Source organism: Pseudomonas sp. Xaverov 83 (assembly GCF_019352905.1).
Classification (GTDB): Bacteria; Pseudomonadota; Gammaproteobacteria; order Pseudomonadales; family Pseudomonadaceae; genus Aquipseudomonas; species Aquipseudomonas yamanorum.
Map to the genome: position 1 here is coordinate 52,663 of NZ_JAAAFU010000002.1, position 12,978 is coordinate 65,640.

Consider the following 12,978-nt stretch of genomic DNA (forward strand, 5'->3'; position numbering starts at 1 on the left):
TCCGCTGTCCGGTTGCGATCACTTGGCGCGATGAAGTTGGCGCAGATTGCCAATCACCGAGGCCAGGGCACGGTCAAACAGCAGTGCATCATCCAGGGTTCGCACCGCGCCACGCTTGAACTCCAATGCCAGTTCAACCGGACTTTTTTCCAGGACCTTGAGGCCGGTTCGATTGACGAAAATACAGGTATTGCCGGGCGCAATAATCGCCGTCAGCTTGCAGCGCAGGGTATTTTCAGCGTCCTCCTGGAATTCGACCCAGCAACCGACTCGCAGTTGGCGAACCTTGAGCAGGTCGGGGTCATCTTCCGGCAGGCTCACCGAAACGGCCGGTGCAGCAGGGCTGAGGACGAATGCCTCGCGCACCTCAACTTGCGACAGCAAAGACTGTCCATCTGGTTTGCCCCGGAAAGACAGGACATGCAGCGTCTGCAACTGCGTGAAAAATTCCCGGGTGATGAAAGGATCAAACGCGGCGCCGCTTAACCCGTCGCGCAGGGCCTTGAGCAATTCAGGCAGCTGTTCCAGCAAGCGCCGCCCCGCTTCGGTGTCTTCGCTGAGGCCGACACTCCAGATCAACTCATCCATGGTGCGCAACCCGCCCGCCCATTGCGGCGAACGCTCGCCGTGCTTCAGGCAGGCCAGCAACAGCACCTGGCTCCAGGCCTGCTGCAGGAACTGCACCACCACCTCGGGGAGCACTTTACCCATCAGCCGCAGATTAAGGGCCTCGGCCACCCGCTGACGGGCGATTTCGGTACGGGCGCGCCCCTCCTCCGCATCACGGGTACGTTGCTCCAGCAATTCGCTACGGCGCCGCTCGTCATGGGTAAACGCCGTGAACTCCGTCAGGAGCTGGGAAAAGATCGCAGGATCATCCACAAAATCGGTCAACAACCGCTGCACTACCTGCTCGATGTGCAGGTAAAGGCTGTCGCGCTGATAATCGTCGCGCTGGCTCCAGCCCATGGCCGCCGCCGCGATTTCATTGAGCAGGCGCCGCGCGGGATGGCTGGTGCGACTGAAAAAGCTCTTGTCCAGCACCGCCACTTTCAGCATCGGAATCTGCAGGCGCGCAATCAGCGCCTTGAGAGACTCCGGCACCGTGCAGTCATTGAGGATGAACTCGAAGAGCATGGCGATCAGATTGATCACATCTTCGTCCGCATCCTCCACGACCCGCGACTTACCGCTCTTGACGCTGACCCGGGTCAGCAACTGTTCAAGCTGGTTGCGCAGATCGAAATCATCCTCCACTTCGGGCTCAGGTACGTATTGCTGCAAATGGGAGAGCAGGCGCAGCAGGTCACGGGTGGAAATTGGCTGCGTCTCGGCGCTCGCCTCAAGGGTGGGCGCCACACTGCCGCGCACGGCGGACAGCAACTCTTGCAGTGCCGCGAATACTTCCTGCCCGCTGTCGTCTGCTGGACGGCCGGTAATCGGCGGTGTGTCTTCAGGCAAATCGGCGGGAGCGACCGCACGCCGCGAGGGTACCGCCTTGAGCTCAGGCAATACGCCGGTGGCAATCAGCAATTGATTGGCTTCGCCGTACAACAGATCAGCGTCACTGAGAACGTATTTTTCAAACAGCTTGAGGATGATCAGCTTGACCCGAATTTCTACGCCAAGGCTGCGTCCCGCTTGCAGAAAGAACGCACACAGCATCGCCGGGCCCAGAGGGTTGTCCCGATCATCCATGTGCTTGTCGAGCAACGCACTCAAACGCGCCGTCAACTGCCCAAGGGCCAGGCCATCGCGGCGCAGCACCTTGCCCAGCATGGCCTCGAGGGCAACGGCTTTTTCCAGCTCATCGCCGGATACGCCGGGCACCGCCGCGTAGGACACCACCGGAATCAACTGCAGCTCACCCCGCTCCACGTTGCCAAGATTGGCAAACGCCTCGTAGAGCTGCTCCATGAAGCCGCGCTCGAAATTCTTGCGCTTGAGGCGCAAGTCGCGCATGGCCTCAAAGAAAATGCCGTGATCGACGTTGCTGCGGGACTTTTCGGCCATTTCGAACAGCGTGTCGTCGGCGTTATCAAACAGCTCCTGCAATCCCTGCCTGAGTTGCTGCGCCGCCTTGTCACGGACCTGGAGCAATACCACCGGCAGGCGGGCGAGCGGTGACGGCGTCGCCCGTGCCTTATTGATCGGCACCACCTTCCCGTCATTGTGCATCCTGGCCTCCTGAAACGGCGGTATTCGAGTGTGTGAAGATCGGTGCGGCAACGGGGCAAAGTACCCCGGAGCACTGCGAAAAACAGACTATCACGACGACGTCAAAGCTATGACGCCAATTGCAAGGCGCGAGATTATCTTGCAAATGAGGGTTGTTGCGCCAGCAAACTCTGTGATCACTGGGTAAATGAGCAGCGCCAGTGGCACCTGTCGCCTTGGGTTCAGGCCCGCCCTGCCCCTATAATCCAGGCACTTTGTTTGTGGAGCCTGTCATGCCCAATCTTCGTCTAGCCGACCTGACCGCCGAAATCGAAGCCAACGTGCGTCGCGCACTGTTGGAAGACATCGGCAGTGGGGATATCACCGCACAACTGATCCCGGCCGAACGCCTGGCCAAGGCCACGATCATCACTCGCGATGCCGCCGTCATCAGCGGAACGGCCTGGGTGGAAGCGGTGTTTCGCCAGCTGGACCCACGCGTCGCCGTGCATTGGCAGGTGCGCGACGGTGAGCGCGTCAGCCCGAACCAGGTGCTGTTTCACCTCGAAGGCCCGGCCCGTTCGCTGCTCAGTGGCGAGCGTTGCGCGCTGAATTTCCTGCAGTTGCTGTCAGGCGTTGCCACCCGTGCCCAATACCTGGCGGATTTTGTCGCCACCACCCAGGTCAAGCTGCTGGATACCCGCAAGACCCTGCCCGGCCTGCGCCTGGCGCAGAAGTACGCCGTGACCTGCGGCGGTTGCCACAACCACCGCATCGGCCTGTACGACGCGTTCCTGATCAAGGAAAACCATATCGCAGCCTGTGGCGGCATTGCCCAGGCCATCAGCGCCGCCCACAAGATCGCCCCGGGCAAGCCGGTGGAAATCGAAGTGGAAAGCCTGGAGGAACTGCGCGAAGCACTGGCGGCGGGCGCCGACATCATCATGCTGGATGAGCTGAGCCTCGATGATATGCGCGAAGCGGTGCGCCTGAACGGCGGCAAAGCCAAGCTGGAAGCCAGTGGCGGGATCAACGAAAGCACCCTGCTGCCCATCGCTGAAACTGGCGTGGACTACATCTCCATCGGGGCGATGACCAAGGATGTGAAGGCGGTGGATTTGTCGATGCGGCTCAGTCTCTGAGACACCGTTAAATGTAAGCGCTAGCTTAATGTGGCGAGGGAGCTTGCTCCCTCGCCACATTAAGCTCGTATCAGATCGCGAGGTTGTTCATCCCGCAATACTCGTTCCAGTCGACACCCAGCACCTCGGCCGCTTCCTTGTGCAACGCCAGGCGCGCCGCCTCGAACGCCTCGGGGGTGGAGGTGTACTTCAGGGTCAATTCCCACGGCTGCAAGCCCTGGGCTTCGGCCTCATCCTCAAATGCCCATTGGATCTGGTCCCTTTGATCATCGGCGCTCAGGTCCTTGATCTCATCCAGCAGTTCCGGCGACTCCGCGACGTACTTTTTGAGGGCTGCTTCGTGCCGCGCTTCCTGGGTCATTTCTTGTGTGGTCATGTCGTTCTCTTAGATCGAGGAATGGGGATGCATCTGGGTCATCAAGGTCGCGCAGATACAAAAGAACAGGCATGAATACCGGTTCGTCTGGCCTTCAGAACCATTCTGGGATCATCTGAAAACTGTGTTGCCTTTGTGCCCGAGACAGGAATCGAACCTGCGACCTTCGCGTTACGAGTGCGCTGCTCTACCGGCTGAGCTACACGGGCGGTGGGCTAAAGCTAGCACTGCCTTGGACGTCCGGCAACTCACTGCTTTTCGAGGGCAATCACACCTTGCACCCAAAAGCGTGGCTGCAGGTGACCGTTGCTCAGGCCCATGTAGTGCTCGCTGCGCTCCGTGAGGTGGGGCACGTCACGAATCGCGACGAATACCAGCACGCCTACGGCCACGACACTCGCTGCCATCCACACGCGGTACAACGCCAGTACCGGGGCGACCGATGGAATGCGCCACACATGCAATGCCATCAGCCACCCGACCACCAGCGCCAGCCAGAGTTGCGACACCGGCATCACGATCACTCCATCCACCTGTGCCTGAGTCAGTGAGCCGATCAACGAGGCAAACAGGCACAGGCGCAGCAGGTCCACGGGCGCCAATGACAACGCACGCTCACGCAACACACCCACGGTTGCCCAACCCGCCCACGCAACCAGCGCAATCACGCACAGCGTCGACGGTACGCCCCATTCGCTGGCCCACTGCAGAATCGCCTGGTGAGGGTGAGCGGCAATGTCGTTGGCGATGTCGGCAAAATGCATCGGCCCGAACCCCAGCCAAGGACGCTCAAGAATCATGTGCCAGGCCTGCCACCAGATAGGTCCACGCCCGGACAAACTGGTAGTCAGGCGGTCTACGGCAGCGTTGGAAATTTCAATCCCCAGGTACCTTGCCAACACGCTGAACACCAGCCAGTACAGCAACAACCCGCAGGCCAGTGCGGCCAACTGCCAGACCACCCAGCGGCGACCATGCAGCCCCAAAAACATCAAGACGAAGCCCGCAACGCCCATGCCGAGCCACGTGCCGCGGGTACCACCACTGATCGCGATCAGCCACCACACACAGAGCAACGCAAACACCGCGGCCCGCGCTGGACGAGCGACGTTTGAAACCAGCAAGGGAAGTGCCAGCAGTGGCAGGGTGAAGGTCTGCAACTGACCGTAGAAGCGCTTATTGGAAAATCCGGACAACAGCAAATCGGGGTCTACAACCGATTCGCCGCTGGTAAAGGCGAGGACACCTGCGTGCAGATATTGAACACTTTTAATCATGCACAACAGCAATACGAACAGGATCAAGACGCGGTCCAGGGACTCATCTCCATTGCGCCTGGCCCGGCAGAAAGCCACGGCAATGGCGCCGCAACTGATGAGCAGCGCCAGTTCGGTCAACGCCCAGAGCGGCTGATGGGCCAACAGCGCCGAAACCAGGCCCGCCAACCCAATCAGCCACACCCCGAGCACTGTCGGCCTATCGACGCATCGCTCTGCCTGCGGCAGGCAGAGCCCATACACCACCGCACAGAGCGCCACTGATATCTGCACTGCACGTTGCCAGTCATGACTACTGAACGGCGCGCAGATAGCCAGCGTCAACAGACACATCACCACGAGAAGGAATGTGTTCCCTCGCTGCTGAACAGACAACGTCATCGGCAATTTCTACTTCCTTGTGGTGGCTGTAGAGCGGTTTACGCACACGCTCTCCATTGCTGCGTAAACAGTAGACGACCTTCGGATCAGGCGCCGCCGGAAGTACAACCTTTGGCAGCGTATTGGTCTTCTGCCGTGGTGGTGCACTTCCAGCCAGACGTCGCACTACGGGTCAAGGTGATGACTTTGCCCAGGACCGGCGCGGGTGCGTCGAGGATTTCACAGGCAATCGTGCCAGCGCCGGTGGCGATGTCGCCGGTCACGTCAATCCTGCAGTTGGCCGTTGGGCTGGTCCCGCCAATCAACACCAGGGTTGGTGGCGTACCTTGGTTCAGTGTGTCTTCAAAGCCCACCTTCAACGCGGAGACCTCGGCCAGCCCAGCGGTGAACTTGGCCTTGGCCTGGTGCTTGGTGTACATGGGCAGGCCGATGGTGGCCAAAATTCCGATAATTGCCACGACGATCAATAATTCGATCAAGGTAAAACCTTTCTGACGCATCACATTCACTCTCCAGAATAAAACCTATCGCGAGGCGCATCCTGCACCCCGTCTCGGCAACCGCGCCAGTGTACTCACCCCCGCGCAGCCAATGCTGAACAAGACGCACAAACTGACATTTTTTCGCTCAAGGCGGCCCTGCCCGAATCCGTCACCTGACTAAGCTATAAATCTTCCACTGTCTGTGTGCGGAACTGCGAAATGAATGATGTTTCAGCGATCTATGCCTGGGAAGGCGTCAACCGCAAAGGGCGCAAGGTATCTGGAGAAACCAGCGGTCACAATCCTGCATTGATCAAGGCACTGCTGCGCCAACAGGGCATTAATCCGGGCCGCGTACGCAAAAAATCCGCGGGTTGGCCGAGACTCGCTCCGTTGGTCAAGCCTGCGGACATCGCCCTCTTCACCCGCCAGTTGGCAACGCTGTTGAAGGCCGGCATTGCGCTTTTACAAGCACTGGATATCATCGCCGATGGCTTCGAAAACCGTCATATGCGGGCGCTGGTACAGAGCCTGAAACAGGACATCGCCGCCGGCAGTAGCCTGGCTATCGCCCTGCAGAAACAGCCACGCTGCTTCGATGAGCTGTACTGCAACCTGATTGCAGCGGGGGAGCAGGCGGGGGCACTCGAAGCGCTACTGGAACGAGTCGCCACCCACCTGGAAAAAAGCGAGCAACTGAAAGCCAGAATCAAAAAGGCAATGACCTATCCCATGACGGTGCTGGCAGTCGCCACCCTTGTCAGTGCGATTTTGCTGATTCACGTTGTGCCACAGTTCCAGGGCCTGTTTGCCGGTGTGGATGCGCAGCTACCGGGCTTCACCCTGGGGGTCATCAGCTTGTCGGAGTTCATGCAGCACAACTGGTGGGTACTGATTTTGGTCGCGGGTACCGGTTTCGCCGGACTGCGCAAAGCCTATCGCTCGTCAACAGGCTTTCGCCACTGGCTCGATGCCCGTTTGTTGAAAGCCCCGGTGGCAGGCACACTGCTGAAAAAATCGGCGATCGCCCGCTACGCCCGCACGCTCTCGACCACCTTTGCAGCTGGCGTACCCTTGGTGCAAGCATTGGATTCCGTGGCCGGCGCTACGGGTAATGGACTGTTCAAACAGGCAATCAATCGTATGCGGCACGACGTATCCACCGGGACACAACTGAATGAATCCATGGCCGTAAGCGGCCTGTTTCCAGGCATGGCGATCCAGATGACCGCGATCGGCGAGGAGTCGGGCACCCTCGACAACATGCTGGAAAAAGTAGCCAGCCACTACGAGGCCGACGTCGACAACCTGGTGGACAACCTCACCAGCCTGATGGAGCCGCTGATCATGGTGGTACTCGGGGGCATCGTCGGGGCATTGGTGCTCGCCATGTACCTGCCGATCTTTCAACTCGGTACAGCCTTTTGAGCACACCACTGACTGAGATTCTTGTTTATCAACCCTGGGTGTTTGTATCTGGCGCGCTGGTGCTGGGCCTGATTGTCGGCAGTTTCCTCAACGTGCTGGTATGGCGCCTGCCGAAAATGCTGGAACGCGAATGGCGAGCCCAGGCCCATGAAGTCCTTGGCCTTCCCGCCGAGCCCATCGCGGCGCCCTATAACCTGATGCGCCCCAACTCCTGTTGCCCACACTGCAATCACCCGATTCGCCCCTGGGAGAACATTCCGCTGCTCAGCTACATGCTGCTCAAGGGGCGCTGCTCGAGTTGCCATCAACCTATCGGCGCACGTTATCCGCTCACCGAGTTGGCGTGCGGGTTGATCTCGGCGGTTGTCGCCTGGCATTTCGGTTTTGGCTGGGCGGCCGGCGCGGCAATGGTGTTTAGCTGGGGCTTGTTGGCGATGAGCCTGATCGACGTAGACCACCAGTTGCTGCCGGACGTGCTGGTGCTGCCGTTGCTATGGCTGGGCCTGATCCTCAACAGCTTTGGCGCTTTTGTGTCATTGCCCGATGCGCTGTGGGGCGCGGTAGCCGGCTACATGAGTCTGTGGTCGGTGTTCTGGCTGTTCAAGCTGATCACCGGCAAGGACGGAATGGGTTACGGGGATTTCAAGCTGCTGGCCATGCTCGGCGCCTGGGGCGGCTGGCAGATCCTGCCGATGACGCTGCTGCTGTCGTCCCTGGTGGGCGTGATGGGAGGCCTGATTCTATTGCGCCTGCGCAAATCCCAAGTATCGGTTCCAATGCCTTTTGGTCCGTATCTGGCAATTGCCGGCTGGATTGCATTGCTCTGGGGTGGTCAAATAACCGACTTCTATTTGCAGTCTGTCGGTTTCAGATGACCACTCCTGTTGCAACACCCTGGATTCTTGGCCTCACTGGCGGCATCGGCAGTGGCAAAAGCGCGGCAGCCGAACACTTCGTACGGCTTGGCGTGGACTTGATCGACGCCGACCACGCCGCGCGCTGGGTCGTCGAACCTGGGCGCCCGGCCCTGGCGCAGATTGCCGAGCACTTCGGTCCGAGCGTGCTGCTACCCGACGGGCAACTGGACCGCGGGGCGTTGCGCAAGCTGATCTTCGAAGTGCCCGGCGAGCGCCTCTGGCTGGAGGCGCTGCTGCACCCGCTGATCGCCGAGGAGATTCGCAGCCATCTGGCGCGTGCCAAATCGCCTTACGCGATTCTGGTGTCACCGTTACTGATCGAGTCCGGCCAGTACACCATGACCCAGCGGGTGCTGGTGATCGACGTGCCGCAATCGTTGCAGATTCAGCGTACCCTGCAGCGCGATGGCATCAGCGAAGATCAGGTACAGGCGATTCTCAAGGCCCAGGCCACCCGCGAAGATCGCCTGCGCCATGCCGATGACGTACTGGTCAATGACCAGGACTTGGCCCGACTGCATGCCGAGGTCGAGCGACTGCACCACTTTTACCTTACTTTGCGTGGAGGCCGATCATGAGCCAACCCTTGACCGTCGAATGCCCAACCTGCGGCGCACCCGTGGAATGGAAAGCGGAAAACCCCAACCGCCCGTTCTGCTCGGACCGTTGCAAACTGATCGACCTGGGCGCCTGGGCGTCGGAAGAACACAAGATCCCGGTCAGCCCGGACGCCGAGGACGAACTGTTCTCCGAAGATTTTCAGCCCAAACACTAAGGCCGCATAAAGCCATAGTCCTGCTGGTCGTCGAGATTCTCTGCAAGGTATTGCAGCTCGTCGGCCAGGTCTTCAAAACTGCGCACGCCCTTGCTCTGCTGCACCACCGCACTGAGCATGGCGCGCAGGGTCAAGCCCGGGTCAAAGCCGATTTCCTGCGCCGCGTCCTGGCTTCTGCGTAACTCCTGCCGTGCCCACTCGTACACACTCATGATTCCGTGCTCCTGGAAATTTTGCAGAGCATGCGACCACTGGCGTGTGCGGCATTTGACCTGGATCAAGGCCGCGGATCGTCATCCTTCCACGGCGCCGAGAGGTAGCGGGTGCGGTTGAATGTCTCCAGCCACTCAGGGCAAAACACCACCAGAGCGCTGATCACCATACCGTTGATAAAGGCCTCGGGGAAAACGATCAGCCATAGGTAGCCGACGAAATCCTCGATCCACTCCGGCATCGCGAAACGGCCGTCGAACCACAGCAAACCCATGCCCGCCAGCAAGCACAGCAAGGCCGACAGCGCGGCGGCGAAAAAGCCCGAACAGAAGATATACACAAAGGGATTGCGCGGCTTCGCCCGCTCCACCAGCAGCGCACAACCTTCGGTGACCAGCACCGGCAACAGAACCAGCAGCATGCCGTTGATGCCGACGGCCGCCAGGTCCTGGCGACCAAGCAACACCAGGCCAAGCTGTGCGGCAAAACCACCGACGATCGCCAGGGGCCAATCAAGCAGCAAGGTCACGGCGGTCATGCCGATGAAGTGGTAGGACACCCCTGTATCGAAATCCCGGCGTACCAGCCACAACATAAACAGCGCGAACACCGTGCCAAACAGCAAGTGCTGGCGCCGCCGGTCGGCAAACAGCTCGACCCAGGGCGAACGCAGGAGCGCCCACATCACCACCGGCGCATACAGCAGCCAGCCGATACTGAGGGTTTCCGGCGCCAGCACCGCTGCGCTGATCACGGCTGCACCTGCTCCAGGGCCTGGCGCAGTTCAGCGGCGGAATCGTATTCGTGCTGCGCCACCAACTTCCCGTGATCCAGTTGCAGCCACAGCACTTTATCCACAGGTACTGGATAGCGCGGGGTTACACGGGCATCACGGTCGAGCATGACGCGATAGTTGTAGGCCTGCATGGCCGGTACCGCGAACATCTTCGCAATCAGCCGGGGCATACGCTGGATATCGGCGAGAAACACCGTGTGCCGTGCTTCCAGATAACCCTTGGGCTGACCCTGCAGCGCCGCGTCCACGATTTTGGCGGCGTCCATGCTGCGCGCCACCAGCAAGATTTGCGCCTGGTCATCCAGGGTGTAGGCCTGGTCGAACTGGTCAAGCAAGGTCCAGGGGGCAACACGCTCACCCACTTCGACGGCCTGGGCCCATACGGGCAAAAGACTCAAGAACAGCACCACAAAAAACTTCACTGCATACTCCTCATGCCACGGGAAACTGTCGAATGGCCAGTCTACACCGACCTTTTGACGCGGGACTTCCTGCGGTCATCATTTGGACGCTAAGCTGGTGACATGGATGACTCAGATTATTTGCGCCTGCTCACCGTAGCGGCCGAACAAGCCAACGCGTTCCTGTCCAATGCCCGCAAATGGGAGCGTGAGCGATGGGTCTGCCAGCGCCTGCTACAAGGCTTGAACGTGCCCTACCGCGCTGAAGAATTCCACGCCGCCGGGCAAGAGCCGCCGGACGTGTTGTTTCGCGACGCCAGTTTCGAAGTGTTTTTCGTACTCGATGAAGGCCGGCGCCTGAACGATGAATGGCGCGACGAACTGCTGCGGCGGCGCAGCGCGTTCTCCCTGAGCCAACTGGTTCGGCGAGAAGCCAAGCCCCGGCGCATTCCCGCCCACGAATTCCTTTTGCGCTTGGCGCCCACCCTGCGCAAGAAGGCCCACAACTATAAAGAACGCGGGATGGACCTGGGGGAGCTGGACCTCATTGCCTTCGCCAGCCTCAAGCGCGAAGTACTGGACCTCAACAGTCATTTCCCGCCCCCCACCGAGTACCTGCGCCAGGGCTGGCGCTCGCTGTCCCTCGTGGGCCCGACGTTTGCCCGTGTGCTGTTCGCGCATCCGGACGCACCGGACTTCTTGCGCAACAATCTGGGGCGCAGCATAGTGTTTGATGTGGGCATCAGCCTGTGATCGGGTCAGCGGCTATGCTTCTGGCAATGCCGCCAATCACCTGACTGTAACGTGGCGCCCTTTAGCTACGTCTACCTGACGAGGCCTTTATGACCAGCCGCCTGAACCCCGACGACCAACAGCATGTCGAAGAGTACCTGCAACTGTCCCAGAACCAAGTCGAGCGCAAGCCTTTCCGGCCCTGGCTGCTCCTTGCCGTGGTGCTGGTTGCAGTGATCGGCCTGGGTTTGCTGAGCCGCCTTTTGAGTTACCTGACGCTATGAGCTGCCTTGCGCTCGCTCGGGTAACCGCACCGATTTCTTTTAGCCTTGCGAGATATCCCCATGACCCATCGTATTATTATCGTCGGCGGCGGCGCCGGCGGCCTGGAGTTGGCTACCCGCCTGGGTAAGACTCTGGGCAAGCGCGGTACCGCCAGCATCACGCTGGTGGACGCCAACCTCACCCACATCTGGAAACCCCTGCTCCACGAAGTGGCGGCGGGCTCGCTGAACTCTTCGGAAGACGAACTCAATTATGTTGCCCAGGCAAAATGGAACCACTTCGAGTTCCAACTGGGGCGCATGAGCGGGCTAGATCGCGAGCAGAAAAAAATCCAGCTGGCCGCCACTCTCGACGAAGAAGGCCGGGAACTGGTACCCGCGCGAGTGCTGGACTACGACAGCCTGGTGATCGCCGTCGGCAGCACCACCAATGACTTCGGCACCGAGGGCGCGGCGCAACATTGCCTGTTCCTCGACACCCGCAAGCAGGCTGAGCGTTTCCATCAGCAGTTGCTCAATCACTATCTGCGCGCCCACGCCGGGCAGACGGATGTGGTGGAGCAGATCAGCGTCGCCATCGTCGGCGCCGGTGCCACCGGGGTCGAGCTGGCTGCTGAACTGCATAACGCCGCCCATGAGCTGGCTGCCTATGGCCTGGACAAGATCAAGCCGGAAAACATGCACATCACCCTGATCGAAGCCGGCCCACGGGTGTTGCCCGCCCTGCCGGAGCGTATTGGCGGACCTGTGCATAAAACCCTGGAGAAACTTGGGGTGACCGTCCTGACCAACTCCGCCGTGAGTGAAGTGACGGCCGACGCCCTTATCACCAGCAGCGGCCAGGTGATTCCGGCCAGCCTCAAGGTCTGGGCCGCCGGCATTCGTGCGCCAGGGTTCCTCAAGGACATTGATGGCCTGGAAACCAACCGCATCAACCAACTGCAAGTGCTGCCGACCCTGCAAACCACTCGCGACGAAAATATCTTCGCCTTTGGTGACTGCGCCGCCTGCCCGCAACCCGGCACCGACCGCAATGTGCCGCCACGGGCCCAAGCGGCTCACCAACAGGCGTCGTTGCTGGCCAAGTCGCTGAAACTGCGGATCGAGGGCAAGGAGCTGCCGTCGTATAAGTACACCGACTATGGCTCGCTGATTTCGCTGTCGCGTTTTTCGGCTGTGGGTAACTTGATGGGTAACCTGACCGGCAGCGTGATGCTGGAAGGCTGGCTGGCGCGGATGTTTTATGTGTCGCTGTACCGCATGCACCAGATGGCGCTGTATGGCTTCTTCCGCACAGCGATGCTGATGCTGGGGAGCAAGATCGGGCGAGGCACTGAGCCGCGCCTGAAACTGCACTGACAGGACGTTCCCGGATAGGACTCGGTTAGTGTGGGAGCGGGCTTGCTCGCGAAAGCGGTGGTTCAGTGCCAAATGTACTGACTGACACACCACTTTCGCGAGCAAGCCCGCTCCCACACTTGTTTTGTGGTGCGGCCAGGATTTCGCGCACAAAAAAAATCCCCGTATCTTTCGATACGAGGATTTTTAATATGGTCGGGGTAAGGGGATTCGAACTCCTGACATCCTGCTCCCAAAGCAGGCGCGCTACCGGACTGC

General features: G+C 60.1%; 15 protein-coding genes and 1 tRNA gene. 8 read left to right on the top strand and 8 right to left on the bottom strand.

The genetic code is table 11. The features are described 5' to 3' along the window. Window positions 1-18: 18 nt before the first annotated feature. Window positions 19-2,178 (bottom strand): DUF1631 domain-containing protein, encoded by a 2,160-nt coding sequence (locus K0H47_RS00375; protein WP_219271717.1) that lies wholly within the window; start codon window positions 2,176-2,178, stop codon window positions 19-21. Window positions 2,179-2,450: 272 nt separating this feature from the next. Here K0H47_RS00375 and nadC point away from each other — a divergent pair, with 272 nt between their 5' ends. Next, complete coding sequence (gene nadC, locus K0H47_RS00380) at window positions 2,451-3,299, top strand: carboxylating nicotinate-nucleotide diphosphorylase (RefSeq protein ID WP_063027064.1); 849 nt, start codon at window positions 2,451-2,453, stop codon at window positions 3,297-3,299. Window positions 3,300-3,369: 70 nt separating this feature from the next. Here the strand turns inward: nadC and K0H47_RS00385 are convergent, their stop codons facing one another. From K0H47_RS00385 to K0H47_RS00400, 4 genes are all read right to left on the bottom strand, one after another. After that, window positions 3,370-3,675, bottom strand: coding sequence for a DUF6388 family protein (locus tag K0H47_RS00385; protein WP_008437299.1), 306 nt, complete (start codon window positions 3,673-3,675; stop codon window positions 3,370-3,372). A gap of 136 nt (window positions 3,676-3,811) precedes the next feature. After that, a tRNA-Thr gene (locus K0H47_RS00390) sits at window positions 3,812-3,884 on the bottom strand. A gap of 39 nt (window positions 3,885-3,923) precedes the next feature. Continuing rightward, on the bottom strand, window positions 3,924-5,333 hold the full coding sequence (locus K0H47_RS00395) for an O-antigen ligase (protein ID WP_177070224.1): 1,410 nt from the start codon (window positions 5,331-5,333) through the stop codon (window positions 3,924-3,926). Window positions 5,334-5,419: 86 nt separating this feature from the next. Then, entirely contained in the window at window positions 5,420-5,833 is a 414-nt protein-coding gene (locus tag K0H47_RS00400; RefSeq protein ID WP_063027060.1) for a pilin, read from the bottom strand. 201 nt (window positions 5,834-6,034) lie between these two features. Here K0H47_RS00400 and K0H47_RS00405 point away from each other — a divergent pair, with 201 nt between their 5' ends. The 4 genes from K0H47_RS00405 to yacG are packed head-to-tail and all read left to right on the top strand — an operon-like array spanning window position 6,035 to window position 8,935. Next, window positions 6,035-7,243, top strand: a complete 1,209-nt coding sequence (locus K0H47_RS00405) for a type II secretion system F family protein (RefSeq protein WP_093204958.1) — start codon at window positions 6,035-6,037, stop codon at window positions 7,241-7,243. Next, a complete protein-coding gene (locus K0H47_RS00410; protein WP_373568946.1) occupies window positions 7,240-8,118 on the top strand; it encodes an A24 family peptidase in 879 nt (292 codons plus the stop codon). The genes K0H47_RS00405 and K0H47_RS00410 overlap by 4 nt, the downstream gene beginning before the upstream one ends. After that, entirely contained in the window at window positions 8,115-8,738 is a 624-nt protein-coding gene (coaE, locus tag K0H47_RS00415; RefSeq protein ID WP_177026197.1) for a dephospho-CoA kinase, read from the top strand. Before K0H47_RS00410 ends, coaE begins: the two co-directional genes overlap by 4 nt. After that, a complete protein-coding gene (gene yacG / locus K0H47_RS00420; RefSeq protein WP_063027056.1) occupies window positions 8,735-8,935 on the top strand; it encodes a DNA gyrase inhibitor YacG in 201 nt (66 codons plus the stop codon). The genes coaE and yacG overlap by 4 nt, the downstream gene beginning before the upstream one ends. Here the strand turns inward: yacG and K0H47_RS00425 are convergent. The 3 genes from K0H47_RS00425 to K0H47_RS00435 form a co-directional block, all read right to left on the bottom strand. Continuing rightward, window positions 8,932-9,147: a hypothetical protein gene (locus K0H47_RS00425; RefSeq protein WP_003215917.1), complete on the bottom strand. Its 216-nt coding sequence runs from the start codon at window positions 9,145-9,147 to the stop codon at window positions 8,932-8,934. The two genes, yacG and K0H47_RS00425, sit on opposite strands and share 4 nt — an antisense overlap. 65 nt (window positions 9,148-9,212) lie before the next feature. Beyond that, window positions 9,213-9,902 carry an energy-coupling factor ABC transporter permease gene (locus K0H47_RS00430; protein ID WP_218263866.1) on the bottom strand — a complete coding sequence of 230 codons (690 nt, stop codon included), beginning with the start codon at window positions 9,900-9,902 and terminating at the stop codon, window positions 9,213-9,215. Next, window positions 9,899-10,366, bottom strand: coding sequence for a hypothetical protein (locus K0H47_RS00435; protein WP_017477791.1), 468 nt, complete (start codon window positions 10,364-10,366; stop codon window positions 9,899-9,901). The genes K0H47_RS00430 and K0H47_RS00435 overlap by 4 nt, the downstream gene beginning before the upstream one ends. Before the next feature lie 102 nt (window positions 10,367-10,468). Between K0H47_RS00435 and K0H47_RS00440 the strand changes: the two genes are divergently transcribed. The 3 genes from K0H47_RS00440 to K0H47_RS00450 all read left to right on the top strand — a co-directional run bounded on the left by K0H47_RS00440 (window position 10,469) and on the right by K0H47_RS00450 (window position 12,720). Beyond that, window positions 10,469-11,098, top strand: a complete 630-nt coding sequence (locus K0H47_RS00440) for a DUF1780 domain-containing protein (protein ID WP_008437312.1) — start codon at window positions 10,469-10,471, stop codon at window positions 11,096-11,098. An 89-nt stretch (window positions 11,099-11,187) separates the two neighbouring features. Next, on the top strand, window positions 11,188-11,361 hold the full coding sequence (locus tag K0H47_RS00445) for a DUF3094 family protein (protein ID WP_010174986.1): 174 nt from the start codon (window positions 11,188-11,190) through the stop codon (window positions 11,359-11,361). Window positions 11,362-11,421: 60 nt separating this feature from the next. Further along, entirely contained in the window at window positions 11,422-12,720 is a 1,299-nt protein-coding gene (locus K0H47_RS00450; RefSeq protein ID WP_093204951.1) for an NAD(P)/FAD-dependent oxidoreductase, read from the top strand. Window positions 12,721-12,978: the final 258 nt, after the last annotated feature.

What these genes read in the sequence shown, in the direction of transcription:
- K0H47_RS00375 (WP_219271717.1), bottom strand. Translation starts at nt 2,178, where the DNA reads ATGCACAATGACGGGAAGGTGGTGCCGATCAATAAGGCACGGGCGACG.
- nadC (WP_063027064.1), top strand. Translation starts at nt 2,451, where the DNA reads ATGCCCAATCTTCGTCTAGCCGACCTGACCGCCGAAATCGAAGCCAAC.
- K0H47_RS00385 (WP_008437299.1), bottom strand. Translation starts at nt 3,675, where the DNA reads ATGACCACACAAGAAATGACCCAGGAAGCGCGGCACGAAGCAGCCCTC.
- K0H47_RS00395 (WP_177070224.1), bottom strand. Translation starts at nt 5,333, where the DNA reads ATGACGTTGTCTGTTCAGCAGCGAGGGAACACATTCCTTCTCGTGGTG.
- K0H47_RS00400 (WP_063027060.1), bottom strand. Translation starts at nt 5,833, where the DNA reads ATGCGTCAGAAAGGTTTTACCTTGATCGAATTATTGATCGTCGTGGCA.
- K0H47_RS00405 (WP_093204958.1), top strand. Translation starts at nt 6,035, where the DNA reads ATGAATGATGTTTCAGCGATCTATGCCTGGGAAGGCGTCAACCGCAAA.
- coaE (WP_177026197.1), top strand. Translation starts at nt 8,115, where the DNA reads ATGACCACTCCTGTTGCAACACCCTGGATTCTTGGCCTCACTGGCGGC.
- yacG (WP_063027056.1), top strand. Translation starts at nt 8,735, where the DNA reads ATGAGCCAACCCTTGACCGTCGAATGCCCAACCTGCGGCGCACCCGTG.
- K0H47_RS00425 (WP_003215917.1), bottom strand. Translation starts at nt 9,147, where the DNA reads ATGAGTGTGTACGAGTGGGCACGGCAGGAGTTACGCAGAAGCCAGGAC.
- K0H47_RS00440 (WP_008437312.1), top strand. Translation starts at nt 10,469, where the DNA reads ATGGATGACTCAGATTATTTGCGCCTGCTCACCGTAGCGGCCGAACAA.
- K0H47_RS00445 (WP_010174986.1), top strand. Translation starts at nt 11,188, where the DNA reads ATGACCAGCCGCCTGAACCCCGACGACCAACAGCATGTCGAAGAGTAC.
- K0H47_RS00450 (WP_093204951.1), top strand. Translation starts at nt 11,422, where the DNA reads ATGACCCATCGTATTATTATCGTCGGCGGCGGCGCCGGCGGCCTGGAG.